The sequence below is a fragment of the Aeromonas sp. FDAARGOS 1404 genome (genome assembly GCF_019047085.1).
GTDB classification, from domain to species: Bacteria; Pseudomonadota; Gammaproteobacteria; order Enterobacterales; family Aeromonadaceae; genus Aeromonas; species Aeromonas veronii.
This window is the reverse complement of record NZ_CP077237.1, coordinates 860,041-883,865: the sequence shown is the minus strand read 5'-3', so window position 1 is coordinate 883,865 and position 23,825 is coordinate 860,041. Positions and strand designations below refer to the sequence as shown.

25 protein-coding genes are annotated in these 23,825 nt (G+C 53.6%); 1 reads left to right on the top strand and 24 read right to left on the bottom strand.

Annotated features, from left to right (window positions below; all coding sequences use genetic code 11):
- Positions 1–15: 15 nt before the first annotated feature.
- The 20 genes from I6L34_RS03890 to I6L34_RS03795 form a co-directional block, all read right to left on the bottom strand.
- A complete protein-coding gene (locus I6L34_RS03890; protein ID WP_045790326.1) occupies positions 16–660 on the bottom strand; it encodes a DUF4276 family protein in 645 nt (214 codons plus the stop codon).
- Positions 657–1,748 (bottom strand): AAA family ATPase, encoded by a 1,092-nt coding sequence (locus tag I6L34_RS03885; RefSeq protein WP_139395463.1) that lies wholly within the window; start codon positions 1,746–1,748, stop codon positions 657–659. The genes I6L34_RS03890 and I6L34_RS03885 overlap by 4 nt, the downstream gene beginning before the upstream one ends.
- Positions 1,745–4,600, bottom strand: coding sequence for an SNF2-related protein (locus tag I6L34_RS03880; RefSeq protein ID WP_216955777.1), 2,856 nt, complete (start codon positions 4,598–4,600; stop codon positions 1,745–1,747). The genes I6L34_RS03885 and I6L34_RS03880 overlap by 4 nt, the downstream gene beginning before the upstream one ends.
- Positions 4,597–4,791: a CopG family transcriptional regulator gene (locus I6L34_RS21985; RefSeq protein ID WP_225511109.1), complete on the bottom strand. Its 195-nt coding sequence runs from the start codon at positions 4,789–4,791 to the stop codon at positions 4,597–4,599. Before I6L34_RS21985 ends, I6L34_RS03880 begins: the two co-directional genes overlap by 4 nt.
- Positions 4,792–5,032: 241 nt before the next feature.
- Entirely contained in the window at positions 5,033–5,449 is a 417-nt protein-coding gene (locus I6L34_RS03870) for a type IV toxin-antitoxin system YeeU family antitoxin (RefSeq protein WP_254202931.1), read from the bottom strand.
- Between the two features lie 2 nt (positions 5,450–5,451).
- A complete protein-coding gene (locus tag I6L34_RS03865) occupies positions 5,452–5,766 on the bottom strand; it encodes a hypothetical protein (RefSeq protein ID WP_216955774.1) in 315 nt (104 codons plus the stop codon).
- A gap of 89 nt (positions 5,767–5,855) precedes the next feature.
- Positions 5,856–6,152: a hypothetical protein gene (locus I6L34_RS03860; protein ID WP_216955771.1), complete on the bottom strand. Its 297-nt coding sequence runs from the start codon at positions 6,150–6,152 to the stop codon at positions 5,856–5,858.
- Positions 6,153–6,182: 30 nt separating this feature from the next.
- Positions 6,183–6,524, bottom strand: coding sequence for a hypothetical protein (locus tag I6L34_RS03855; RefSeq protein ID WP_216955768.1), 342 nt, complete (start codon positions 6,522–6,524; stop codon positions 6,183–6,185).
- 1 nt (position 6,525) lies between these two features.
- Entirely contained in the window at positions 6,526–7,068 is a 543-nt protein-coding gene (locus I6L34_RS03850; protein ID WP_216955763.1) for a hypothetical protein, read from the bottom strand.
- 79 nt (positions 7,069–7,147) lie between these two features.
- Entirely contained in the window at positions 7,148–7,510 is a 363-nt protein-coding gene (locus tag I6L34_RS03845) for a hypothetical protein (protein ID WP_216955760.1), read from the bottom strand.
- Positions 7,507–7,722, bottom strand: coding sequence for a hypothetical protein (locus I6L34_RS03840; RefSeq protein ID WP_159166180.1), 216 nt, complete (start codon positions 7,720–7,722; stop codon positions 7,507–7,509). Before I6L34_RS03840 ends, I6L34_RS03845 begins: the two co-directional genes overlap by 4 nt.
- Positions 7,722–8,228, bottom strand: a complete 507-nt coding sequence (locus I6L34_RS03835) for a hypothetical protein (RefSeq protein WP_216955758.1) — start codon at positions 8,226–8,228, stop codon at positions 7,722–7,724. The genes I6L34_RS03840 and I6L34_RS03835 overlap by 1 nt, the downstream gene beginning before the upstream one ends.
- Before the next feature lie 115 nt (positions 8,229–8,343).
- On the bottom strand, positions 8,344–8,682 hold the full coding sequence (locus tag I6L34_RS03830; protein WP_216955755.1) for a hypothetical protein: 339 nt from the start codon (positions 8,680–8,682) through the stop codon (positions 8,344–8,346).
- A gap of 24 nt (positions 8,683–8,706) precedes the next feature.
- Positions 8,707–8,898, bottom strand: a complete 192-nt coding sequence (locus I6L34_RS03825; RefSeq protein WP_216955751.1) for a hypothetical protein — start codon at positions 8,896–8,898, stop codon at positions 8,707–8,709.
- Complete coding sequence (gene radC, locus I6L34_RS03820; protein WP_182935928.1) at positions 8,895–9,392, bottom strand: DNA repair protein RadC; 498 nt, start codon at positions 9,390–9,392, stop codon at positions 8,895–8,897. The genes I6L34_RS03825 and radC overlap by 4 nt, the downstream gene beginning before the upstream one ends.
- 90 nt (positions 9,393–9,482) lie before the next feature.
- Positions 9,483–9,785, bottom strand: a complete 303-nt coding sequence (locus I6L34_RS03815; protein ID WP_216955748.1) for a hypothetical protein — start codon at positions 9,783–9,785, stop codon at positions 9,483–9,485.
- Positions 9,760–10,188, bottom strand: coding sequence for a hypothetical protein (locus I6L34_RS03810; RefSeq protein ID WP_201987952.1), 429 nt, complete (start codon positions 10,186–10,188; stop codon positions 9,760–9,762). The genes I6L34_RS03815 and I6L34_RS03810 overlap by 26 nt, the downstream gene beginning before the upstream one ends.
- Before the next feature lie 10 nt (positions 10,189–10,198).
- Entirely contained in the window at positions 10,199–10,624 is a 426-nt protein-coding gene (locus tag I6L34_RS03805) for a DUF2787 domain-containing protein (RefSeq protein ID WP_216955744.1), read from the bottom strand.
- A gap of 12 nt (positions 10,625–10,636) precedes the next feature.
- Entirely contained in the window at positions 10,637–11,152 is a 516-nt protein-coding gene (locus I6L34_RS03800) for a hypothetical protein (protein ID WP_216955741.1), read from the bottom strand.
- A gap of 51 nt (positions 11,153–11,203) precedes the next feature.
- On the bottom strand, positions 11,204–11,995 hold the full coding sequence (locus tag I6L34_RS03795; RefSeq protein WP_216955738.1) for a hypothetical protein: 792 nt from the start codon (positions 11,993–11,995) through the stop codon (positions 11,204–11,206).
- Positions 11,996–12,142: 147 nt separating this feature from the next.
- Between I6L34_RS03795 and I6L34_RS03790 the strand changes: the two genes are divergently transcribed.
- Positions 12,143–12,487: a helix-turn-helix domain-containing protein gene (locus tag I6L34_RS03790; protein WP_216955735.1), complete on the top strand. Its 345-nt coding sequence runs from the start codon at positions 12,143–12,145 to the stop codon at positions 12,485–12,487.
- Here I6L34_RS03790 and I6L34_RS21980 read toward each other — a convergent pair.
- From I6L34_RS21980 to I6L34_RS03770, 4 genes are all read right to left on the bottom strand, one after another.
- Entirely contained in the window at positions 12,476–13,045 is a 570-nt protein-coding gene (locus I6L34_RS21980; RefSeq protein WP_216955732.1) for a lecithin retinol acyltransferase family protein, read from the bottom strand. The two genes, I6L34_RS03790 and I6L34_RS21980, sit on opposite strands and share 12 nt — an antisense overlap.
- 11 nt (positions 13,046–13,056) lie before the next feature.
- A complete protein-coding gene (locus I6L34_RS03780) occupies positions 13,057–14,007 on the bottom strand; it encodes a DUF932 domain-containing protein (protein ID WP_216955727.1) in 951 nt (316 codons plus the stop codon).
- Positions 14,008–14,201: 194 nt separating this feature from the next.
- Entirely contained in the window at positions 14,202–20,501 is a 6,300-nt protein-coding gene (locus I6L34_RS03775) for a DEAD/DEAH box helicase (protein WP_216955723.1), read from the bottom strand.
- 9 nt (positions 20,502–20,510) lie between these two features.
- Positions 20,511–23,816, bottom strand: a complete 3,306-nt coding sequence (locus tag I6L34_RS03770; RefSeq protein ID WP_216955720.1) for an STY4851/ECs_5259 family protein — start codon at positions 23,814–23,816, stop codon at positions 20,511–20,513.
- Positions 23,817–23,825 lie beyond the last annotated feature (9 nt).

Sequence of the window (23,825 nt, the reverse complement as noted above, 5' to 3'; positions counted from 1 at the left end):
TAATTCCAATGGAAATTAACGGGGCAACGCCAGCAGGCGCTCAATCCAGCGATTAAAATGTGGACATTGGGCGCGGATCGCATCCAGGCCGATATCTTCAGCAATCAAGGGGCCATGCAGTGTCTTTTTATAGTTCGGCACGAGAGCTAGGATCCGCTTGGAAGGTGCAGTTTGCGGGCTGTTATTGATATGCTCTGGCGAGTCAAACGCAGCACGAATGGCCTCCAGCTCAGCAACAGGCTCACCATCATCCAACCACTCGGCGAACTTGGCGGGGGCAGAAAAGAGCAGCGCTTCGAACTCATGCAGAAGCAGATTAGGGATAAAGTTGGGCTCATCGATATCCTGTTGTAGCGCCTGCTCTATCTGCAAGACGCGTTGATGGGCATCCTGCGCTTGGTTGTGGGTATCAGGAAAGTCAGTGGGTAAACCGTAGTAGTCGATCAAAGTGGTAACATAAGCCCCGTGATCTTGTCGACACAAGCGGGTGACTTGATGTTTTACCTTGCCATAGCTGACAATCCCGCCCTTATGACCCGGACTGGTCTGTGCCAGGATGGGGGTGAGATAAATGCCAAGTGGAGCAAAATAGGGCACTAGCAGATCGCGTACAAATGTTTCTTCAGTCTGCCCTTCTACGAAGACCAATACTCGACTCATGATTGTGGTCTCCCACCCAACAGGTTTTTCTTCCACAAATCACCGAGGCTGTAATCTTCTAACCATTCGCTTAATGAAGCAGTCTCCAAGCGTTTGAAGGTTGAGGAGCCGCCTTGTTTATCTACCACGATCAAATCCTCGGCATCGAACTGGTTAACGAGCTCGACAGACTGTGTCGAAATAATCAGCTGATGCTCATGACTGGCACTCTTTATCAATTCCGCCAATACGTTGATCGCATAAGGGTGCAACCCCAGCTCGGGTTCATCTACGATGATTGCGCTGGGCATAAACTCTTCTGGTTGCAACAACACTGTCGCCAACAGAATAAATCGCAGCGTTCCATCCGACAGTTCACTGGCTTTGAAGGGGATATCGTGATCTTTCTCAGTCCATTCAAGCTGAATGCTGTCTTGGTTATCTGGTGTGGCACGCAGGTAAAAGTCACCAAAATAGGGCGCAACCATGCGGATGGTACGTATTATCCGCTTGTAGTGGCTAGGGTGATTTTTTTGTATCCGGAACAAAAAAGCGGCTAGATTAGCGCCATCTTCACGCAGATAGTCATTATCGTTGATACGGTGGATCTGCTTGACCTTGGCACTTTCGCTGGTGTCATGGAAGTGGTAGACACGCCAGCGGCGCATAATTGGCAAGGTATATTGTTTAATACCGGTTTTATGCTGATCTGCTTGTGATTCAAAGTGCCCAGATGTAACGCCTTTATCACCGCTCATGTTCCACCATAAAGCCTCGCGTTGAAACATCATGCGGTTATCGTTGGTGGCTTCCAGTGCAAACTTGTAGCCATTGTTGCCGAAAAACAGCTCTCCTTTAAGCGTTTCACTTTGTTTGCGACCAAAATGTAACAAGGCATCAGGTCCACCCGCCTTGCCAACCAATGATTGCAAACGGTGATCAAGCAGGGTGGCAATTAATCTAAAGAATCCGATGAAGTTTGATTTACCGGCGCCATTGGCACCAATTAGTACATTCAAACTGCCCATTTTAAGGTCACAATGAGCAATCGATTTATAGCCATCAATCACTATGCGGCTCAACTGGTCACTACTGGTCACATCCTTCATGCTGCAGCCTCACATTCATTAGCTACGATCTGCCATGTTACCGCAAAGAGCTCAGTTACGCGGGTTTCGGTTGCCAGGCGTGCCTCAACCTCTTCCAACAGGCGGTCCTCCTCCTGTTCAATCAGTTTCTTCTCTTCGTAATAATGCAGCATGGCGTTGTCTCGTTCTCTCTCTAACTGCTTAAGGGCTCTCTTGGCCTCCATCTTCTCCTGCAAGGAGGTCAGCTGCCGGGAGGCCTTGCGCGCTTCCTTGATCTCTAGATCCAGCTGTTTGATACGCAGGTCCAGAGCAATGCGTTTGTCTTCTGACCAGCGTTCCAGCTTCTCTACTTCCTCGCCATAGTAGGTTTCGTTATCCCGTTCAACCTCACGCTGGAAATCCCCCAGCAGTGTTTGCTGCAGGCCTAACAGGGCTGATACATCAGGCTCTGGAATGACGAGTGGAGCTTGTGCTAACGGGAGTTGTAACAGCCTTTCGACCGTCTCGCTATGCAACTGCTCGCCATCATGGTTAGTGGCTAGCAGCAGCAATTGTTCACGTCGCTGCGCCTCTGACTCAATGCTCACCTTGATGACTTTGAGCAAGCCGCTATTACCTATCTGCTCCTTCACATCAACCCATTGTCCTTGATCCGGCGAGCGTTCATAAACAAACTGGAGTGCAGCAGGTGGCAGTGGCGCGGTCTTGGCCTGCTCGATCAATGCAGCTCCCAGACCATCGTGGGGGCGGAAAAACTCACCTTCCTCAATTTCTGCATTCTGCCAGTTCAGATTGTACTTGTTCCCTAGCCAGACAAAACCATCCATGGACTCACTAAAGTCACCATTCCCCCGTAAGGTCATACGCGCCAGCAACAACATCTTTTGCTGATAAGCCGTCAATTCCGCTGTTGTCTTGCCGCGACGAAGATTAAGGCGGCGGACGACATCTGCATCGAAGTGTTCGAAGAGTGAACGCCGAGTGTCGCTGTTTTTGGCTTCCAGATGCTCCCTGAGTTCTTCTTGCAAAGCATTAAATTCAGACTCAATTTGTGCATCACTGCGACAACGCTGGTAGATATCATGGATCCGGCGCTCAATATCGACGCCAGATTCGATAGAACCCAGAACTTCATCCGAGGCACCAAAGACGCCCTCGAAGAGTTGGAATTTCTGGCTAAGCAGTTCAAATACGCGCTCATCGGCGCGGTTACCCTTGTTGATGAAATTGACCACTACCACGTCATTTTTCTGGCCATAGCGGTGAACGCGGCCAATGCGCTGCTCTACCCGCTGCGGATTCCATGGCAAGTCGTAATTGATCAGCAAGGAGCAGAACTGCAGGTTGATACCTTCCGCACCGGCTTCGGTACAGATCATCAAGGTGGCATCATCGCGGAATTTCTCAACCAGAGCGGCTTTCATGTCTGCTGTTTTGGAGCCAGAGACACGGCTTGAACCTCGATGACGTTCAAGCCAGTCCCGATAAATCTGTTTCGACACAGAATCACTGTTACTACCATTCAGCATCACGATTTGGCCGTCATAGCCCTGGGTGGCTAACATCTCTGCCAACCATGTTTGCGTCCGAACCGATTCGGTAAAAATCACCGCCTTGCGTGATCCACCTAGCTCAGCCGTTTTCTCAAATGCACGTTCGAGAACACGAACAAGCGCATCAGCTTTGGCATTGTTCGAAATACTACTGGCAAGGCCTTGAAAATCCTTAAGTAGATCAATTTCGGCCTGCAGGGCTTGCGGGTCGATCAGCTCCTCGTCACCAATCCCTTCTTCATCCTGAAGGTCAGAAAAATTCTCATAATCCTCCAAGGCATCAAGCAGGGGCAGCTTTTGTTCCAGCCGTGCAATCATGGTCTGTAAAGTACCTTGAATTGCATGTGAAGAGGACGCCAAAATTTTACGAATAACCAGCGTCACCAGATGCCTAGCGCCGCTTTTGATTGCCAGCAGATCTTCACGTTGCAGGTACTCGGATACCTGCCTGTACAATTGCTCTTCTTGCGCTGACGGTCGATAGTCTTCAGTCATGGAATAACGGCGAGTAAAGCTGATCCCGCCCTCTTCTTGGACCTGACGTCTGAGAGTGCGATTACAAACCTTGCTCAATCGAGTTCGCAGCATAGCCAATTCAACCTGCTCAAGTTGCTGCCGACCATATCGAGCCTTAAACGAAGGTAAATCGCCAAAAAAGTACGGGTCTATGACGGATACAAGCCCATACAACTCCAGCATGCTGTTCTGTAATGGGGTGGCAGAAAGCAGGACCTTTTTGATGCCCATTAAAGCGTTGTCAAGCACCTTGGCTGTTTTGGCCCCATCATTTTTATAGATATTGCGCAACTTATGCGCTTCATCCATGACCACTAGATCCCAAGGAACTCGTTGGAGTTCCAATGATTTCCGAGCAGCAAACTCGTAGGAACATATACAGATTGCAGGCTGGCCAAAGGCACTTTCCATATCAAACGGATTGGCTATTCCTGCCTTTTTTGCCTCATTGAAGGACTTGGCCTCCATGATGAAAGAGGGGAGCGAAAACTTCTCTTCAAGCTCCTGGCTCCATTGTTTGCGCAAAGTGGCAGGAGCAATCAAAAGCAACTTTCGCCGACGCTCAGCCCATTTCTGCGCCAAAACCAAGCTGGCCTCGATCGTTTTCCCCAATCCAACTTCATCGGCCAGAATAACGCCATTAGACAAGGGGGATGCCAAGGCAAACATCGCCGCCTCAATCTGATGCGGGTTCATGTCCACCTTAGCCCCGGCCATCGTTTTGGTTAACGATTCTTCCGCCTTTCCCTCAAGGGTCATGTAATGGGCAAGCCAAGCCTGTTGATGTGGTGAATAGAATGTCATTCCTGATTGCCTTCTTGCTGTGCAGTTTTGCGCTTGAGGGGGTGGAAATCCTCCTCGTTATGAACTGCCAGAAAATCCCCTACAGCTTGGCGAATAAGCCATGAGATGGACACCTCATTGCTTTCAGCTATCCGTTGCAAGGACTCGAGCTGTGAATGAGATAAAGAGACGGTCGTTCTAACGGATTTCATAGCGCCTAAGTCACAGAGTGATGCGAGATGCATCACATTACATCACGGTGTCACTCTGAATGACACTCCAGATAACAACTCCATGATCTTTATCGATAAAATTGGCTGAAGTGTAGCCAATTATCATCCCGAAAGAACCCAATTGAGACACAATCAAGAGCTATGCGGAGTTGCGCCCAGGCGTTACGGGAAGGTCAACTCGTGACCTTCCCAACGATTTACAATCGTGCTGATATCAGAGTTAGCTCTGACTATCCCTGACATCAGGGGTCGCCTCCATGCTCTCCGCAGAGTAAATACAGATATAGACATAGCCGTGACTACCCAGGGTATCGGCTTCGCAAGTAAAGCCGCCGTGCTGGATAGTGATGCAGTGCTGGCGTTGGGCATCCAGTTCGCCGGTCAGCAGCTTGGCTTCTAGAGCTTTGATGATCTCCGGGAAAGCCTGGTCGAGCTTGGCTATTAGCACCTCACTCCAGTCACCTATCAGACTGGCCCGATCGGATAGAAAATCGAGCCGGTAGCGGCTCTGTATCAGACGAGCTCCAAAGCGTGGAGAGATATCACGCGGCAGACCCCAGCTGATGCTGGGGGGCGGTGTGAGAGTCTGGCGCTCTGGAGAGTGCGTGGCAGAGTATGTGGGATGGAGTGTGGTCATGATTAGCGATACCTCAGTTGAATGTCGATGATGGTGCCGGGCACGTTGTGACGCTGGCGCAGTCTGGTCAGGTGCTCAGGGAGTTCTGTCAGACTGGCCAGTCGCCCCCGGTAGAGCCGGGAGAGATTGACGTAGTCGGGATGGCTCACGGTGATGGTCACCTGATGCCCTGGCTGCCAGCGGCCAAACAGGCGAGCTTTGGCTTCCCTGATGGTGGTGATGCCGGGCGCTGGTAACGTCTGGCGGTTGCGCAGGTGCAGCTTGTTGAGCTCGGGGGCATAGCGATGCACCTCGAGCCCGGTGATAAGACGGGTCATGTTCAGTGACTCCAATGATGCAAAGGGCCAGCCTGAGAGGGCTGGCCCTTTATGTTGTTTGTTAATGAGCGATGGGACGGTCGCGGTGGCTAGCCGTTGTAAAACAGGATGTAGTTCACACCGGCCTGCTGGGCAGCAGTGAGCAAGGGTTGCAGTGCTGGCGGGATGGCATCGAGCTCCATAGCCAGATTCAAGGTGTACTCATAGGCGGAGTCATCCTTCACACCGACATGTTCATGGGAGGCCATACGCTTGACCCATTGCCATTCCGGTACCAAGTCTGCATCATCGTAATCGCCGATGATGGAACTCATGGCGACATCCAGCATCTGCATCACCGAATGACCTGCCAGTGGGTTAGGTGTTGCAGGGAGGGTGTTGGTCATTGCATCGTTCCTTGTTGTCTGGGCTGTGCGTTACAGCTGATTGATAACCGGCTTGCAATTGAGACGGTCCAGCAGGTGTAGCGAGCCGTATTGGGCTACCAGTCGGTCTATGGCCATCTGGGCGCAGGCCGTTCTGCTGGGCTTATTCTCAGGGATTGCGTAACGCACGGTGAGCCAGCCGCCGAGCAGGGCTATGCGGTAGCCACTCGGGATGTGGGTGAGCGAGGTGCCGATGCCCCTCCCGTGAATGAGAAAGGGCACGGCCTGGCCGCCGATGTCGATATCGATGCGCTGGCCCTTTAGCTCAAAGGTGGTGAGCTCGCCGGTTTGCGGATGTTTGCCGGGCACCTTGATGGTGATGTTTTTCGCCATTTCACACCTCCGGTTTGGCTTCAAAATGGTGTGTCACAACGCCAGCCTCTGGGTCGATGCTGATAAACGCCGGGGCTTGCGGGTGGTACTGATAGAGCCGCGCCAGTTCAGCGCGAAACGCCTCAACGTTTGGTGCAATCACATGACTGGTATCCCCCTCGGCGTAGGTAAAGGTCTCCAGCTTCTCGGTGTGAATCCATATCCCGAAGTACCAGGCGTCTTCCTCGGTATCGTATTGCTGCCAGCCCTGGGCCAGCAGCGTCCGGTCGTAGTAGTAACGGTCAGCCTGATGGCTGCCACGGTCGATGCGGCAACCCGTCACAGTGAGCTCAAACGGGATACAGCCCGCCTTGTGGGCTTTCTTGACCCGGCGCAGCAGCTTGAGGGCCTTGGCTCTGCTACGGCCATTACCGAGCGGTTGCGGCTGCCTGGCCCGTAATGCCAGGTGGGTCATTATCTTCGGTGCAGTGTTGTGGTTGAGCTGGCTGATAGCAGTGGTGAGTTGTCGGGCGGACAGAGTCTTGTAATCACGTAGGTCATGCATGGTGGGGTTTCCTTCAAATGCAAACAGCCCCTCGGCGTGAGGGGCTGTTAGAGGTCTTGTGTGTGCTGGTGGCCGTGGCTCAGGTGTGACTACTCCAATCCGGCTTGTCATTACTACCGTGGTTGACGTAGGCCCCCACAATGGTGCGTCGCCACTCCCCAACGGGATAGCCGAGGTCGTTGCACTCACGCTCCCACCACGCAAAGTTAATTTCGCGGGGCAGGTTCTCCACCATGTCCAGTGGACTCACGAACAGCGAGGTCTTGTGCATCGTTGGCACGGGCTTGACCTTGTCGGGGCCTGCGCGCTTGCCGGTCTCGTCATAGTCGTGTGCCCACTTCGGGAAGGTGAGCTGATAGGTAATGAGCCGATGCAAATCGCCATGTGCGCTCATGGCCTGAGCGACTGCGACCTGAGTGAAGCTATCGTTGAATTCGATCATGGGTGTTTCTCTCTTTCTGCTGGTGAACGGTAAGCTGCTGCCAACAGCGCAAATTGTTCGACCAGATAGCTGATACTGATGCCCAGTTCATCGCTCACTGCATCACCCAGACGATGATGCAGGTGTGCCATGTCATCGGCGATACGCTGGGCTATCTGGGCGGTTGAGCTCGGTGGTGAGCTTGTCACTGTCAGGGTGATGGAAAGGTTCATTACATCTCTCCCCAGGGGGCTTGCTCCCACAGTGACAGTCGAGTCAGCACGTCTTGCGCCAGCGCCTGCTGCAACTGCTGTAGTACCTTCACCAGCCGTGGAGCCTGCTCAGGGCTCCCACTCCATTCGCTCGATTGGTACAGGGCGCAGCAGGTGAATTTGTAGAGTGCTACCAGTTCTGCATCGGTGAGTGGTGCCTGGTGGTAACGGTGGGCAGGTTTAATCGGTCCCAGCTTGGTCGAGCAGTGCTGGCGTGGTTCTTTGTGGTCCTGCTGACGCCCCAGCTGATAGCGATGCCAGACCGCCCGCCGATTGGCGAGCATCATCAGCCGTACCAGCCGGTCTACCCGCCACGTCCAGGTACTGGTGACATCCATTGGTGAGTTCCACCAGAGGGAGCGCAGCAGCTCCAGGGTGTAGTGCGGTGGCATGGGGGCATTGCAAAAACGGTGTAACTGCACGGCAAAGGCAAGGTAATCCTTGCGATCGATCATGAAAGCAGACATGGGGTGACTCCTTGAAATGCAAAAGGCCACCTTCGGTGAGGTGGCCTTGTGGGTTGTGTCGAGATATCCGGATCATGGTGTGGGACCTGATGACCCTGGTTTGGGGATGCTGGCGTTATTCGTGTGCCTGCTCTGCGTCTGGGTAAGCCTCATCGAACAGGATGGCGTAGAGTGCACAATCAATGCCGTTAACGGCATCATGATGCGGGTAGTAGGGCGGTGCGTCTCGGGAGCGCTCGAAGTAGTCGCCAAAGCAGCTGAGATATTCACGGGTCTCGATGGTGGATCCTTGCAGCAGGGTCTCTTCAAGCCGCTTGGCATAGGCCTCGTCATCACGCGCCTTGGTGACGGCCTTTTCCAGCAACGTCAGTGCATTTTCGTTGCAGGCGGCGGCCAGACGATGGCGCAGCTTCTCGAGGGTTTCCTCAAGGGAATAGGGGTTGGGTAATCGCATGATGCTTGTCTCTTCTGGGCCTGATTAGTGCCGTAGCTGGTACAGCAGTGCATCGATAGCCTCTATGCAGTCGGCTTGGGTAAGTTGGTAACCGTTGGGCAGATGAGCCACGATGGCGGGCTCTGCCTGCATCTCGATGTTGTCTGCAAGCCAGCAGCGCAACTCGAGGAGAATATCGAGGGGGGTGAGGTGGTATTTACCTGGGGGCTGGTTCATAGCTGACCTCTTTCGGCCATCGAAACTACGCCTTCGACACCAACCACCAGATGGTCGAGTAGTCGCACATCGACCAGGGCCAAGGCCTCTTTGAGGGCCTGGGTGAATACCCGGTCAGAGTGGCTAGGTTCCGGGTCACCGCTGGGGTGATTGTGCACCGCGATGATGGCTCCACAGTTGAGTAGCAGGGCACGTTTGACCACTTCCCGTGGGTAGATGCTGGCGCTGTCGAGGGTGCCGCGAAACAGCTCCTCAAAGGCCAATACGCGATGTTGGGAGTCAAGGAACAGTGCGCCAAACACTTCATGATCCCGGTCTTGCAGCAAGGTTTGCAGCCGCTGGGCGGCCTCCGAGGTGCTGGTAATGGCATTGCCTTTGGCCAGACGCTTGCGAGCAATCTGATTGGCGATACGCAGCAGGTCTTGCTCGGTCACCGGTTCGGTGACGACATAGGTGCCGGGGCATTCCCCGGCTTTCAGTTTGTGGTAACGCATGTGGGGTTCTCTCAATAAACAAAACCCCGGCACGCATGAAGCATGTCGGGGTCAAAGGTAGATAGGTTGTTGGTTAACTCTGGAGGTAGTTCAGTTAGCTGTGGTGATGGAGCCAGCTGTGGCTGTAGGTCTCCGCTTCACCGGTATCAACGGTTCGGGGACCAGTACGGTGAGCGGGATAGCCAGTGCCAAACTCAGCCGTTCTGCCAGTTCATAGGCAGGGCCGATGGTGTCGTAGTCAGCGACCCAGGTGGCTAGGGCCTGTCCGCTGGCTTCGACGGCCCGCAGGTAGACGCTGTAGCCGTTCACAGGTAGGCCACTGTCACGTACCACCTGTGTCTCCCCCTCTCGGTTAATCGCTTCCAGCTCAACGGCTATCGGATGTTTGGGCATCGTGCGCCTCCTCTTGGGGTAAGGGGTCACTCTCTACGCAATACCCACAACTCGTACAGGTTTGCTGCAGGTCAGCCAGGAAGTTCGCCAGTACACGGGGCTGCTCAGAGAGTGGCACCGGTCCAGCCTGGCAGCGCCAGAAACAGCGACGCGTGGGGTCCACGCAGATTTCATCCACGGGCTGACTCATGGTGCGCCAATCCTCGGCATTGGTGAGGGAGAGCAGTTGCCACTGCCCCCCAGACCAGCGCAGGTGCAGGGTAACGGTGCGGGTATGTGGACTATTAGGGGTCAGGTGCAGCAACCAGCGCTCACCTTGGCGAGTTGGTTGTAGTTTGGCCTTGGCCACAACCAGCCCCAGCCACTGGCGCGAGGTGTGGGAGAGCGGCAGTTCGTTAGTCATCACACACCTCCTACTCCCCACTGACCGTGACGGTGAAGTACGCCATCCGGCAGTAGGCAACAAAGTTGGTCTGCCACAGGGTGAATAACTCATAGGCCTCTGAGCGCTGGATAGGCCCCCATCCTTGCAAATAGTGTTCGTCATCTAGGAAGTTGAAATCGAGCTCCTTGCAGAGCTCGGCATCCTGGCCCAGTCCCTGATAACTGAAATCGGTGACGTAATCGAACAGCCAGCCATCGAGCCCACGGATCAGGCGGATCTCGACGGGGTGAGCCCCTCCTTGCTCGGGGCTATAGGTGGGACTGCGAAAGTTGAAGGTGAGCTGGGTCAGGCGCTCGAGGTTGAGGCCGAGATGGGCGACCTCCTGACTGAGTAACGTGAGCAGCGCTTGGGCAACGGGCAGGGCAAAGCCGTCCCGGAAAAAGGGAATAGTCATAAGCGTTCCTTGTCATATCCAATAAAACGAGGGAGGCATCAGCCTCCCTCTGGGTGTGGTTGCAATGGTGGGTGTAAGCCATCGTCGGGGTGTGCCAAAGTCCGGTGATGACCCAGGCGCAATACAGTTGTTATCTGGCGAGCCAATGGCTGGCAGTACCTCTGCAAGGTGGCTGGTGGGCAAATCGATGGGGGGATTTGACGGTAGCAATAGCGCCACTGACGTTGCGTTGCGAAGCGCTTCCCAGAAGGTGGTGAAGTCTCCTTGGCGGTAAGGGGCATCGTAGCGTTGTCCGTCCACCAGCAAGGCAAACTGACGTTTGCTGTCGCTGCCATAATCACGACCGTTCATCGTCGCCAACATGGTGAGCGGCGCATCATCCCGGCAGATGATGGTGAGCAGGGTGGTACCAGCGAGGGTGACGGTGTAGTTCGTCTGCGTACCCGGCCCCCAGCTGCTAGACCAGCCATTTTCCTCTGCCACGACACCACTGGTAAGAGCCACCAGCAGCGCGATAAGTCGGTTCATTGTGGTTACCTTTTAAAAATAACAGGGAGGCTGTTGCCTCCCTGGGTTGGGTTATTGGTCAAACGACAGCGTCTGCTCGCCACCGAGAGTGGTCACAGTGACCTCAAGGGGGTTGCAGTCCTCCGGCAGCAGAGAGAGCGTTACTTTGCTGCCAAAGCCCATCCGAAATGGCAGCTTGGCTTTCGGATCGATAGTGCAACTGCCCCGGTTGATCTTGAGGTCGGTGATCACCATCCGGTTACTGCGGCTGGTGATATCGAGCAGGTACTTGTTCCAGGTTGTTTTGCCGTAATAGGGATTACCGCGTCTTCTCAACTGTACATCGCCCTCCTTCAGCGGTTCGATGTTAGCCAGGTCTTCGTCGAGGACGGCGGCGTCATAGGTCTCTTGTGATTGGCAAGGAAAACCAGGCGAGCCCAGCGCCGGTAGCGTGTTTGCAATGTTCGCTGTTGGGAACGAAAATTTGCGGCTGCCTTTTTCGCGTTGATATACGCCTAGTTCTTTCGCATTTCTCAGTGCGGTCCAGAGTTCCTCAAAACTTTTCTGGTCTTGAAGAACCCGGTGGCCAATGAAGATCTTGCCATCCACTTCAAAAACGAAATCACTTTGATAGTCCTGAGAGCCGTATTTTCCGACACTCATGATGTCCACATTGATGGTGGCGGGTTTGTTAGGATGACAACTAATGCTGAATGAATCCGCCCGGTTATAGACACCATAGCTATATCCCTCGGTAGCGTTACCAAACTGCTTCCAGCCTGGGGCATTAGCAGCTGACTCACTGAGGGCATGTGCTTGCTGAGTGGCTGCCAGCATTACCAGCAATACCATGGATTTCTTCATGTTTGTTTCCTTCTAAATTGTCTTGATGTAATTCGACCCATTTGGTCTACATTCAACCAAGCTCAACCATAAAAGGCGATCCTCATCGTTTTGAGTCCTTCATGTCAACAGGTCTGGGTGTCAACTTTTAAAGTTGAATCTGGAGGTGTGATGGATATCAATCAGGACGCGTTAGCCAAAGCAGTGGGCAGAGCCATTGCTTATCAACGTCAACAACAGGGAATGACCCAAGAGGAAGTCGCAGAACGGCTGCAGATTGGGATGGAGGCTGTATCTCGCATGGAGCGGGGTATTGTGGTTCCGACTATCGTGCGACTGGCTGAGTTGGCACAGATATTTGGATGTGAGCTGACGGACTTGCTCCGTGAAACCAGTTCGCGGCCCCTTGAGCAAGCCGTCAGATTAGCTCACCAACTCGAGCAACTCACCGATGATGATCGTCAGTGGGTCACCGATACCATGACTGCCCTGATGAGCCGTCTAATCCGTTAACCAGTTCCAAAGTTTGTGTGCGCCGTAGGCTGCAGCAGCCCCGACAGCAAACGGTGCCCACGCTGGCGCTGTGGACACTCCTACCAATGATGTCAGTGCTACCGTGGTGGCACCACCAGCTACGGATGAGCTCAGGGAGGCACCTGTTACCCCTGCGGTTGCCACTGAGGTCAGGTGTCCCAGTGAAGAACGCGCGACTTGAGCCGCCAGCAAAGTGGCTGCTGCCTCTGTGACCTGGGGTGAGTGGTGCAGGTCTTTGATACACCACATCACGAAGTGCTCACAGTTGTTGAACAGCAAGTTATAACTGCGTTCGCCCAGACGGCTGTGCGCTCGATTGACACTGTGGTCCGGGCTCAGTCGTTGAGGATGGCTCCTGATAATAAAGTCCTTCTCCTGGCAAAACGCCCCTAACGTAGACATGACAACCTGACACGAGTCATGACCAGAAAATGGGCCTTGGTAGTGGATCACCCAATCGTCACCGACGTAGATCCCGTGATGCTCATACCCGATGCGCGGGGAGATAAGGTGGTCGCCATAGTGCAATGAAGACATGTCGCTCTCTCCTATTGCAGCAGGCTGATGGCTTGCGCCAAGGCACGGGATTTGAGCTGGGCGCCTTGACCAAACCAGGCCGAATCCAGCCGATGATCCTGGCTGCGGGTACGGCGATGGTGGTCGACATACTCGGTCACCGCATTGACCAATCCCCATGCGGTGTTGTGCGAACTGGCTAGGTCGGCCCCCATTCCTGCCCCTTGGTAGAGCTCATGCAAACGCTGCACAGGCCGAGTGAGTACAATGCTCTCTTCATCTAAAGGCTGTGCCAGCAGGTCACTGAAAAAGCGCAGTGCCTCTTGAGGTGCCACAGGGCGTTGGCTGAGCGCTTTAGCATGCTGGCCGAAATGGTCCCACTGGCTTACCCCCAGCCCCAGAGCCTGTTTCACGGCAGTTGCGTCAAACTGGGTTGAGTGGGGCACCTTGATGGCGGCGGACTGGTTCCCTACTGCTACTTGCAGGGTGTTGTTGCAGACTACCCGCACTGAGGTGAATTGTGCCGTGGTGCAGAGCGTCCCATCACAGCTGGTCGCCAGCAGCAGATAGGACTTCACCAGATCACCGCCTTTGAGCATCAGATCCTGCCCTGTCTTGGCCAAGGCCCAGAGTTTACGGCCACCTTTCAGTGAGCCTGCGGTCTCCAATTCGAAACCACCTGCCTCCACCAAATCTTGATAGAAGTGCAGCACCTCATGGGGCTGTACCACGTTGTAGCGTTGTGAGACCACCGACAGTGGTGCCAAGGTATCGGAGCGGTAGAGCACTTTGCTGTCGGGGTAGGTGTGAAGGATGGGATTATCAGGCGATCCCTGATACAACACATCGCTTTGCTCGATGGTCCAGTCCATCCCGGCAGCTTGCAGCCAGACATCTAGGGATTGCTGTGGGGGTAAGACATTGCCAAGGCCATGCCAGGGTGTTTGGCCGGTGTAGGCCATGGAATCAATCAAATGAGCCATAGAGGTCTCCAATGAAAAAGGGACTGCCGAAGCAGTCCCAGGGGTAGGTTCATGGAGATAACATATGTCTGAGATTTGGTTCATTCCATAACACCAAAACGAAACGGATTCGCAGTGTTGGAGCGTATAAAAAACCAGGGGCGATTCATCACGATTGTGAGTAAATATTAACTTTTTAGAATAATCAGCACAGTTCACTCTATGATGCAACTGATGTAAGTAGGCCAGTCGCCACTCTGCTGCATCTCTACATATGGATATTTTTCAAGCATTTGCATAGCCTGGTTATGATGCGGGGCACTGAAGTCGAAGTTCATTTGATCCCTGCTTGGCACACGGACACGCCAATACCCCATACCCTGATCTAACAATATCTTGCTCGTTTTACCTGATGCCCAGCTCACAGTGATGACACGACAATGCAATAGATCGCGTGGTCGGTTCATGACGTTGATGCTAGGTTGAATATCGAACTGACTTTTGAGCCAGAGTTCGAGAATGGCCTGCTGATCATCCACGCGCATCCAGTCATGGCTGAACAAATAGCTTGGTTGGCTACCACTGGGAGCCAAGGTTTGCACTGTTAGCGATTGCAATTGATCACTTCGGAAAAGTGCCAGAAATCCACTGAGCAACATTAGCGACCAGGGTGACTTCAGGTAACGATCAGAATAATCGATGCCTACGGGCTGATCATTGGAGATCAAGGTTGCCAACTCGGGCATTTGCTCATTAATCAGCATTAGAAGGCGCTTTTTGAGTGTTTTAACAGTGCCATCAAGCTGAGTCGTGACTTCGACAATGCGAGCCCCTTGTGAATGTTGGTTCCATTCGCTGTAGTCAATGGTATTACCAACTATAGCTGGCATCAGTTTGCTGGTAGCCCAGACCACATCAGAGTCGCCTTGCAGCCAATCAGAGCCAGGAACTCCGACAGTGTTTATGCTGCTGTACAGACTCCTAACCCCAGCTTGAGAAACCAATTGAGCAATTACGTGAGGAGCACGTCTTGTTTCATGTTGCAGCTCGATTAGATCAATTCCCAGGCTAGCAAGCAGTCTCAATGTTTCCTTTTGCTCTGATCTCAACTGGCTCGAGACTGAGATGCCAAGGCGGACTTTTAATCCCTCAGTAATGGCCCAGGTCAACACTCGCTCACGGAAGCGAGGATGGTCGAGGTCCCAATCTACAGTGTCGCCGTGCAGGCAGAGCATAATCGATGCAGTCAGGTCACGGCGATCCAAGGTGTTAATGGCGGAACTCAGCTCACGCAGAGGCCCAACGGAGCAATAACGAGCTCCTTGCAGAGCAGAAAACGTAGCCGGCAGGCCGAGGTGCTCAACCAATTGAGACTCATTCAGCCACCTTAGTGCCAGTTTTCGGTCCAACTCCTCGCGTTCGACACGGCTATCCTGGCTGGCTAGGCAATGGGAGCAGACATTCTCACAGTTGGCCTTACATTGCAGACGATCCTGCGCCTTAGTCAATAGCTGCGAGATATCCTGCAAACCAGCAAGTACAAAACCAGCCCCTCCACTGACTTCATCAAACAACTGGATGACAGAGCGTCCTTTCCGTGTGTCACGATCGCGATCCAGACGATAGCTAAAACCCATCTCGCTACTCGCGATACCGAGCTGGTCGGCGATCTCGTCACGCATTGCCACGCCTAGCGTGGTAGCAATCAAACGCCCCTCGGGCGTGTCGGGCAACCATTCTCCTGTAAGCGGGTTTCTGAGGAATACTTCTAGCACATCAGTGCGGATCTGATAGCCCAGATGCAAATTGGCCTTAACGGTTTCACCGGAGCAATCGCGATCCTTGCGGCTACCCGCTAGCCCACCGACTGGGCGGTGGCTCTTGTCAGGTTGCAATTCTTTGGGGATTTGATCTATTGCAAGCATTGATTCTGCCCGGCCACAAGCCATACAAACGGCATAACCCGCTTCGTGCTCGCCTGAAGAATGATGGAACACACTGCCGTCATGGCCAAAACGCACAAAACCGCAACGTTGGTCTGGTAGTGCTATGTTTTCGCCAATAAGCTGGATGCGTGGCCGCTCGACACGGATGAACTTTTGTGACGTTACATCGTTGGTAGTGGGCTCGTAAAAATCAGTCAAAAAGCCACCAGGGCGAAGTACCATGCGGCGTTCGTGAATGGGAATGGAAGTAGTACAATGCGAGCAACGCAGTCCCTCGTTATTTGCATAGGCATTTTCGGTTACCCCTGTATTTCCGCACTCAGGGCAGAACCACGCAATGTCAAATTTCTGAGCCTCATTTACCTGACCATCTGCATGCCACTGCAAGCTGACACCGGCAGAACGATAGACTCGCCCATCAATAACGACTTGAGCTCCCGGCGCATATTCACGAATAGCTATATCCAAGCTACGCGATGGCATTTCCTTGTTGTCAAAGATGCTATCTTCACGACTGACACTACTTTTGTGCTTCTCATGCACGAAGTCCTCAACGTTATAGGTTTTGAGGTTTACCACATCGGTCGGAAAACCATAGCCAGGCAGAATTGCTGAAGACGCAAGCGAGCGGAGCAAATACTCGTTTTCATGGCGGGTCTTTTCCAATGCCAAAGCCTTCTTATATGGCCCATCGCTGGCAGTATGCAGTTTTTGGTTGATATTGCGGTATTCGCCCAGCCAGCGATCCTGCAGATCGTGGAATGCAAGCCTGCTTTCGTTGGTGATTGAACTTAACGATCGGCCTTGCAGACAGGAGCCCTTCACCAACTGCTTCACAGCACTTTGATATTCATCTGCACAGGCCATGATCCAGGCCAGGAATTGCTGACAAGGCGAATCGTCCGAGGTGAAGAACCACTGCAGGGTCAGCTTGGTACGATCGCCATCATTGCTGCTGTGCATGCGCAGGAATAACGCCAGTAACAGCGAGTTGACGTGCCGCTGCACGATCCGTGCAGAACTGAGGGTAATGCTTGGTGCCGGAATTGCAGTCACGAACGGCCATTTGGGATTGGCGAAGGCACGCTGGTTATGCGGATCGGCCTTGCACAACGTATAGGCGATGGCCCGAGCCTCGCTGCGTCGCCCCGCTCGACCGGCGCGCTGCAGATAGTTGGCCGGATGTGGCGGTAGATTGTTCATGACCACGGCGGAGATGCCGCCGATATCCACCCCCATCTCCATGGTGGTAGAGCAATTCAGCACGTTGATATCGCCGCGCTTGAACTCTTCAACATAGTCATCCAGCCGTTTTGCCGACTGCTGCGCCGAATGCTCTGCAGTTCGGTAGTAGAAACCACCCTCGACCGCACGGTCACTGATATCCGTCCACAGGCTCTCCTGGCGCAACTGGGCAATGACAGGATCTCTCGCGACAAGCTGACGGATCTGCACCTGCTTGGGAACAGGCGAGCCATCCAACATCAGGCTGCTCAGGGCGGGAAGCTGGACTTTCTGGCAGCGGTAGTCCTGACTCAGCAGTTTGTGGGGCAAATAGGGTGTCAGACCACGGAAAGTGGTATCGAATATGCGCCGGGTCAAGGGACAGAGCCAACCCTCTGCAGGTAGCGAGAAGGTGAGGGTTTCCAGGCGTAAACGGTGGCCAGTATCGGAAGACTCCATAATCCCCGCATTGACCAATGCCACCCAAGCCGCTTCAAGCCAACCATTGATCTTGTCGGCATCCGCATTGATGGCGCGATTCAGCCCGGTTGCCAGCTCAAGTAGCTTGACCAGGCGGTGGGGCGTGCCTGGCTTGATCTGCGGCCACCTCCTGATGGTGCTACTTTCCTGCACATCGCTCTTGGGCGAGTACAACGCCTTGGGGCTGAAGCGGCTCCCCATCCAGCGGCGCATCTTGTTTTCCATCGGGATGAAAGTGTTCTCCCGGACGTAGAAGTCGAGTGCAACCTTGAGGAAGTCACGCCAGTCGTCCAACGTCAGAGCGCTTCTGGGATCATTTGCAGCGCCCAGGGCGGAAATAGCGCGGGTATCCCCCCACAAAGGTGGAGTCGTCGTCACCTTCTCTAGTCCTTGGTAACCGACCTTAATCAGTCCCAACGTTTCCGTGCTGTTCTGGTTCTTGGGGCGCCTGGAGAACTCACGAGCCAGCAGCAGGCGCGCCATAGTCAGTCCTCCCTCACTGCCATCGAACAGTGCCGGATTGGCATAGCGGTTGTAGCGTAAGATGAACTTCTCGATATCCCTGGCTTCCGCGATGGTTTCGGCCATCTGTGGCCAAGGAATGCTCTCGGCCTGATTGGCTGGCTCTGCGCCGTTCTGCAAAACTTCAGCTTGCTTGCGCAGTTCTGCCGCCATGCCAGCCATGCCTATTTTTTCCAGGTTTTCTGCCTGGGCCAGAAGCTCGGCCGGATTGCCGCTGGGGGTGTCCTTGGGAGCTGCATCAGCCTTGGCTTGCGCATTCCTGAGTGTTTCGAACACTAGCCCGCGTAACCGCGAGCGCTCAGCCTCCTGTTGCATCCGCACCGCCATGCGCGCAGTACCCTGGCGGCTGTCGGTAAAGGTAATCAGCTTGCGCCCCCGCCCTGGCAGCTCTTCGGGAGAGCGGCCTTCACAGTCAGCCTTGTCAGGATCTGGGCAGAACTCTAGGACGGTCGGCACGGCATTGGCAATGTAGAATGGAGCACCGAGGTAGGCTTTTCTCAGGAAGTCATTGGTGTCAAATGATGAGTTGCCGCAGTGGCTACAGCAGCCATCCTTTTCCTCGGTAAGCACAATCTCGATGTTGCGAGTAGCACTCACAGCTCCCAGTTTCTGGCTTTCCAGATCGAGAGTGATCGGGAAAAAGGGCTCATGTGCCACCGGCAATCTAGCAATGATCAGGCGTGTGCTGGCGGTATTCATCACCGGCAATCCGGCGATTATAGGGCGTGTGCTGGTGGCATTTGCCGTCACAAAATCGGCTGGTGGGTCCTCGCCACCATTTTCGTGATTAAGTGCGAACTCATCACCGGCGTAAGGACTGGGCTGGTGCAGCTCGCCATTGCGATCTTCTGCCAACAGATGCGGCGTCTTACAGTCGTCGCAGAAACCCACTTCGTACACTGGCGCGTTGCACTCGCAGCGCGCCCGTTGGGTCACATATACGTTGCCGAAGGGCCAGTCCTGCAGGTGGCTGGATTTAGCGCAGCACTGCGGATCGACGCAGGCCCAGAGGCCATGCAGCATGCGCTGGAACAAGTGGATGCGTAGCTTGAGAAACGGTGGCTTGCCTTCATCCAGATACGTGCCGGTCATGGTGTCAAGCCAATCGAGCATCTCCTGCTGCTGTTCAAGGGGGCTGCGCCCCTGCAACTTCTCTGTGACTGAACCAATCAGGTCATGCAGGTCTAAGGGCTTGTCAGAACTGACCACCGAGTGGCGCAAGCTCCTGGCGATGTTGCTGCCGCACAAAGCTTTATATCGTGCAGGGGATACCTCTGCTTCTGGGTCAATAGCACGAATAGCTTGCAGGGTAAGATTGTGGTTTAGCGACTCTACGCCAAGGTCTGGCCAGACTCGTGAGCCTCCGATAACTTCGACATGGTCAAGTGGGATACCGGCCAAATCAGACAAATAGCGTTTCAGCCGATCCTTCGCATCAGCACCAGCGATTGTTGCCGAAGTGGCTATGAAACGAATTTGCTCGGGCTGACCACCGAAGGCCTGAACTACCCGACGCAGCAACAATGAGAGTTCGGCGGCCTGAGATCCCACATAGGTGTGTGCTTCATCGAGAACAATCCAACGCAACGATTTCTGCTTCTTGGAAATTTCCAAGATATCGTTGTCGATCTGACGCACCAACATGTACTCCAGCATGGTGGCATTGGTCATGAGGATCGGTGCTGGTTCCTTGCGCAGCAACTCCCGCGACAGAATCTGATTGGGTCTCAGCTGCTGTTCCTTACGAACGTCATTTACTCGTTCTACAGTCTTGCCGTTGTACAGACAGAAACGAATGTTGCTGCCGTAGTTGCGAGTCCAAGCGTCGAGTCTCTCCTGCTGGGAGTTGATCAGGGCATTGAGTGGATATAGGAACAGAGCCCGAACGCCAACTAACGCCGCTTTGGTATACTCATGCTCGCGAACCAGATCCTCTAGAATTGGTACCATGAAGCACTCGGTTTTGCCCGAACCGGTGCCGGTGGTGATGACTGCAGATCGTGGCACCTCATTTAGCAGAGTGCGCCAAGCATGCAACTGATGAACATAGGGACGTGCCGTTTTGGGGAATTGATAGGCTGGCGCATTGGCAAGCGTATCAAGCAAACTTGAGGACAGTAATCCCTCGGATTGCAGGTCTCCTAAGTGCAGCTCGGCTTCGTGCCAACCAAAAGTATGTTCAAATACAGGTGGTGCAAGGAAGCAGCCCTCCGCCCCTAATATGTTCACCATGCTTGTACTTAGGTGACGACGCAAGCCTGAGTGATTGATACCCAAGACCCCTAGCGTTGCCTCACGGGTACGCTCAAGACTTTGCTCAATCAGGCTCCTGAAAAACCGCATAACAGCTCCTTATGCCTCATCATCTAAATCTAAGGCCAGCAGATAGGACACCATCAGGGCGTGGACCGGTATAAACCAGCCCTGACGGTCAAAATCGGAAACCAAACGAATAGCGAACTTCAGATAGGCAGGAGTCACAGGCAGGTCGGTGATTTTGGCTCTACCTGCGGTTACGAAGGCCATAAAGATCGGTAGATAGGCCACAGCATCAGTAAACGACACAAGTGAAAGATTCTTTAGTTTAAGTGGGATCTGCTGTTGCTCGATCCAACGTGAAAGCTCGCTACCGAGCAAAGTTGGCCAGCTCCGATTGGATTCATGCAAGTGGCGGAGCCCTTGATACCAGACTGGTAAAATCTGTCCAACAGGTAGTTTCTTCAATGAACAGCGATTACCCGTACTCAGATAGTCACCCAGATGGTCGAATCCGGACACAACGCAACGCAGCACGCAGGCTCGATTCAAGATGAGATTGTTGATCAAAGCCTCAGGTAGCCCGGTCAGATGCATGCTATCGAGGAATTGTCGATAGGCCTGCACCCATAGTGGAAGTGGAATCGCCTCCCAGATAACAGCAAGCTCGTCGTGTATACGTACGCAAAAAGATTCATTCATCTCCAACCGGAATACTGCAAAGCTCAACGCTGCTTGATTGCGCGACAGAGCCTTCCAGGTTTCGAACGACGACAGCGGAAGGTGCCGGTAATTCTGCTTCAGGTCAGCAAGATACTGCCAGCCACTGTGGTTAAAGTCGGTTGCCATTGCTGCAATCTGCAGCTCAATAACATCCGGATAGTACAGGGGGTGGAAAAGCTCGGCTGCACGATGTAGGGAGTTCGCCTCAAACTCTGAGCCGAGGCTATTGGCCGGATTAATAAATAGTCCCGGCCGAAAACGCACACTTGATTGTGCCCCCGGATAGATAAGCCATGGGCCATTAGATTGCATTTTCTCTGGTATCTCGAAGCTCCCCGTCCCAACTGTTTCACTGGTTTTCTCAGCTAGTACCAACGGCATGCGTTTGGGATCGGACAGAAGCATCGCCTCAGCCTGAGCACCATCGAGAATTGCTGCGTTAGAGGAGTTGCGGATACAGAAGGCATGCTTCCCCTCCCACTGGATCTGCCCGCCATAACGTCGGATATCGAGTTTAAGCAACGGTTGTTCGGTTTCTACAGACAGCCTGATATAGGCATCTTGCTCATCCACTGCACCGAGCATGTTCTGCATATCGCTCAGATAGCTGAATAGGCTAAGCATGACGGGCGTCGCACCAACCGGGATGCTGAAAGTGCATTTCGGGTGTGGATACGTATTACAGATCAGCTCCAGCCCCATGTAGAAGGTCTGGCCCTGTGAATACCCGGAGGTTAGCACGATTCGGTAACCGATCAGTTCGTCTTGGTTCAGCTCATGGATGCGTGACGGACGACCATTTGGATCCAAAAGGCGAGCTCCCTGATAGGGGTAAGGAAGATGCAGCCGAATTGGCGGCATGCCCTTGCTGACCTCCAGCATAAATGAGGAAGGGGGATGATCGCCTTGGTGGCGGAGTAACAGAGCATGTTCGGACTTTTCTACGACCAAAGCATCGCTGATGACATGCAGATCAAGCTGGCATGTATCCTTGAGTAAGAGACGAGCGGGGATTTGTCCCTGTGCGGGCATCAGAGACAAACTGAATTCCTTGGGCAGAACCCCGAATCGGCGCTGCATTAACGTCTTGCCAGATTGATGACGTAGGGTATAGCTGACCAAACCAGAGTGATTTTTACGCTGCCGATCCAACCGCTCGCCGTTGACGAACTCAAGCAGCTCATTCCTTGAGTAAGCATAGCCTTCGGGCAACTCAAGGCTTGGCCAGCCCAGATACGTGATCGAGGGAGAGCTTTCGTTGAGTGCAAAAGTACCTGATAGCATGGGTTTGCAGTCATCACTGAGTGCTTGATTCAGCTCGATCTGGTAACAATCAATGCCATTGGAAAGAGATAGGTCAGAAACAGCTTCCAGCCAATGGCCATTTTCCGTATCTAGCGCCAAAGTCTCTGGCTCGATGCCAGCAGATGTGATGAAAAAACCCTGAGGAATACGAAGCCGAGCCAGTGCAGAGGCCACCCAGCAGCTGGACATTGCAACCAGTTTCCATTGTTCAGATCGGAGTTCGAAGACAAGTGGCGTATTCAGGTAATCAAGAGCACTGCCATCGAAGAACAAGCAGTGTACCGTACGTCCACTATCCAATAAGCGAAGGCTAAGCGGCTCGTCGAGCTTGCAGCGTTCCACCGTAACTTGGGTGCAGGGAAAACGCACTTTGATGCCATTATCTGTGAGCTGTCCATAAACGGCGGCCCCCCGAGCCAATAGTCGATCACCTTCGTAGTACGCAATCTCGAAACGAGTGCTACTCAGCATGGTCTGATCTATTGGAAAGGTCTCTTCGTTGGGGAGCAGCATCTCACTGTGTATTGACCATTGAGGCAGTGTGCCCTGTAAAAAATGCTCGCAGGTGAACGCCCGCGTCTTCTCTAGTGCCTCTTTGCGCTCCTGACGTTTCTGGTCTGCATCACGTAGCCAATCATTGAGCAGGGTGCGAGCATTGCTTTTATCGAGCGGGACCGGGAATGCATCCCGCCAGCCAGATGCATGTGTATCGAGGTAGTTGGCTGGATCCTCCTGATCCTTAAGGGGGAAATGCTCCACCAGATACATGAGTTGATCGACGATACCTGCCAATAACCTACGCGTCTCCAAATTGCGAAAAGCGGAAGGAAGTTCTTCCTCAAAATCGGCCATAAGGTCAGCGGTGGTTCTTCGATTACCCTCAGTACGGTAGAAGTGCTTGATACCTCGACGCACAGCTCGTCCAAAGCCGTGAGATTCACTTTGTACCAGCGGCCAAGGCAGCCCTCCCTCAGTAAACAACGAACCAAGCCAATCCCGACCACTTTCACGAACTCGAACCGGCCTCTTCCAATACGTCAATCCACTATACGTCAGGCTGGCATGTTGTTGCGCAGTCAATGATGTTCCAAGTAGCGCCTCTGGCCCGGACCATGACCAAATGCAGTTGTAATCACGCCGATACTGTTCACTGACCAAAAGACAAAAGCAGGCGGCCAGGTACTCCGAACAGTTTGGAGGTAAGCCTCTCTTGAAGTAGCTATTTAACAACTCAATTAGCGATTGATACTCTGACTCAGTAACCTGGTAGCTGTAGAGTGGCTTCCCATTAGGCCCTTTGAACATTGCACGATTAAACAGAAGCTCACTCAGCCAAGCCTTAGCGGTTGTGGTAACGGGGGTGGTCAGCTCCATAAAAATCCT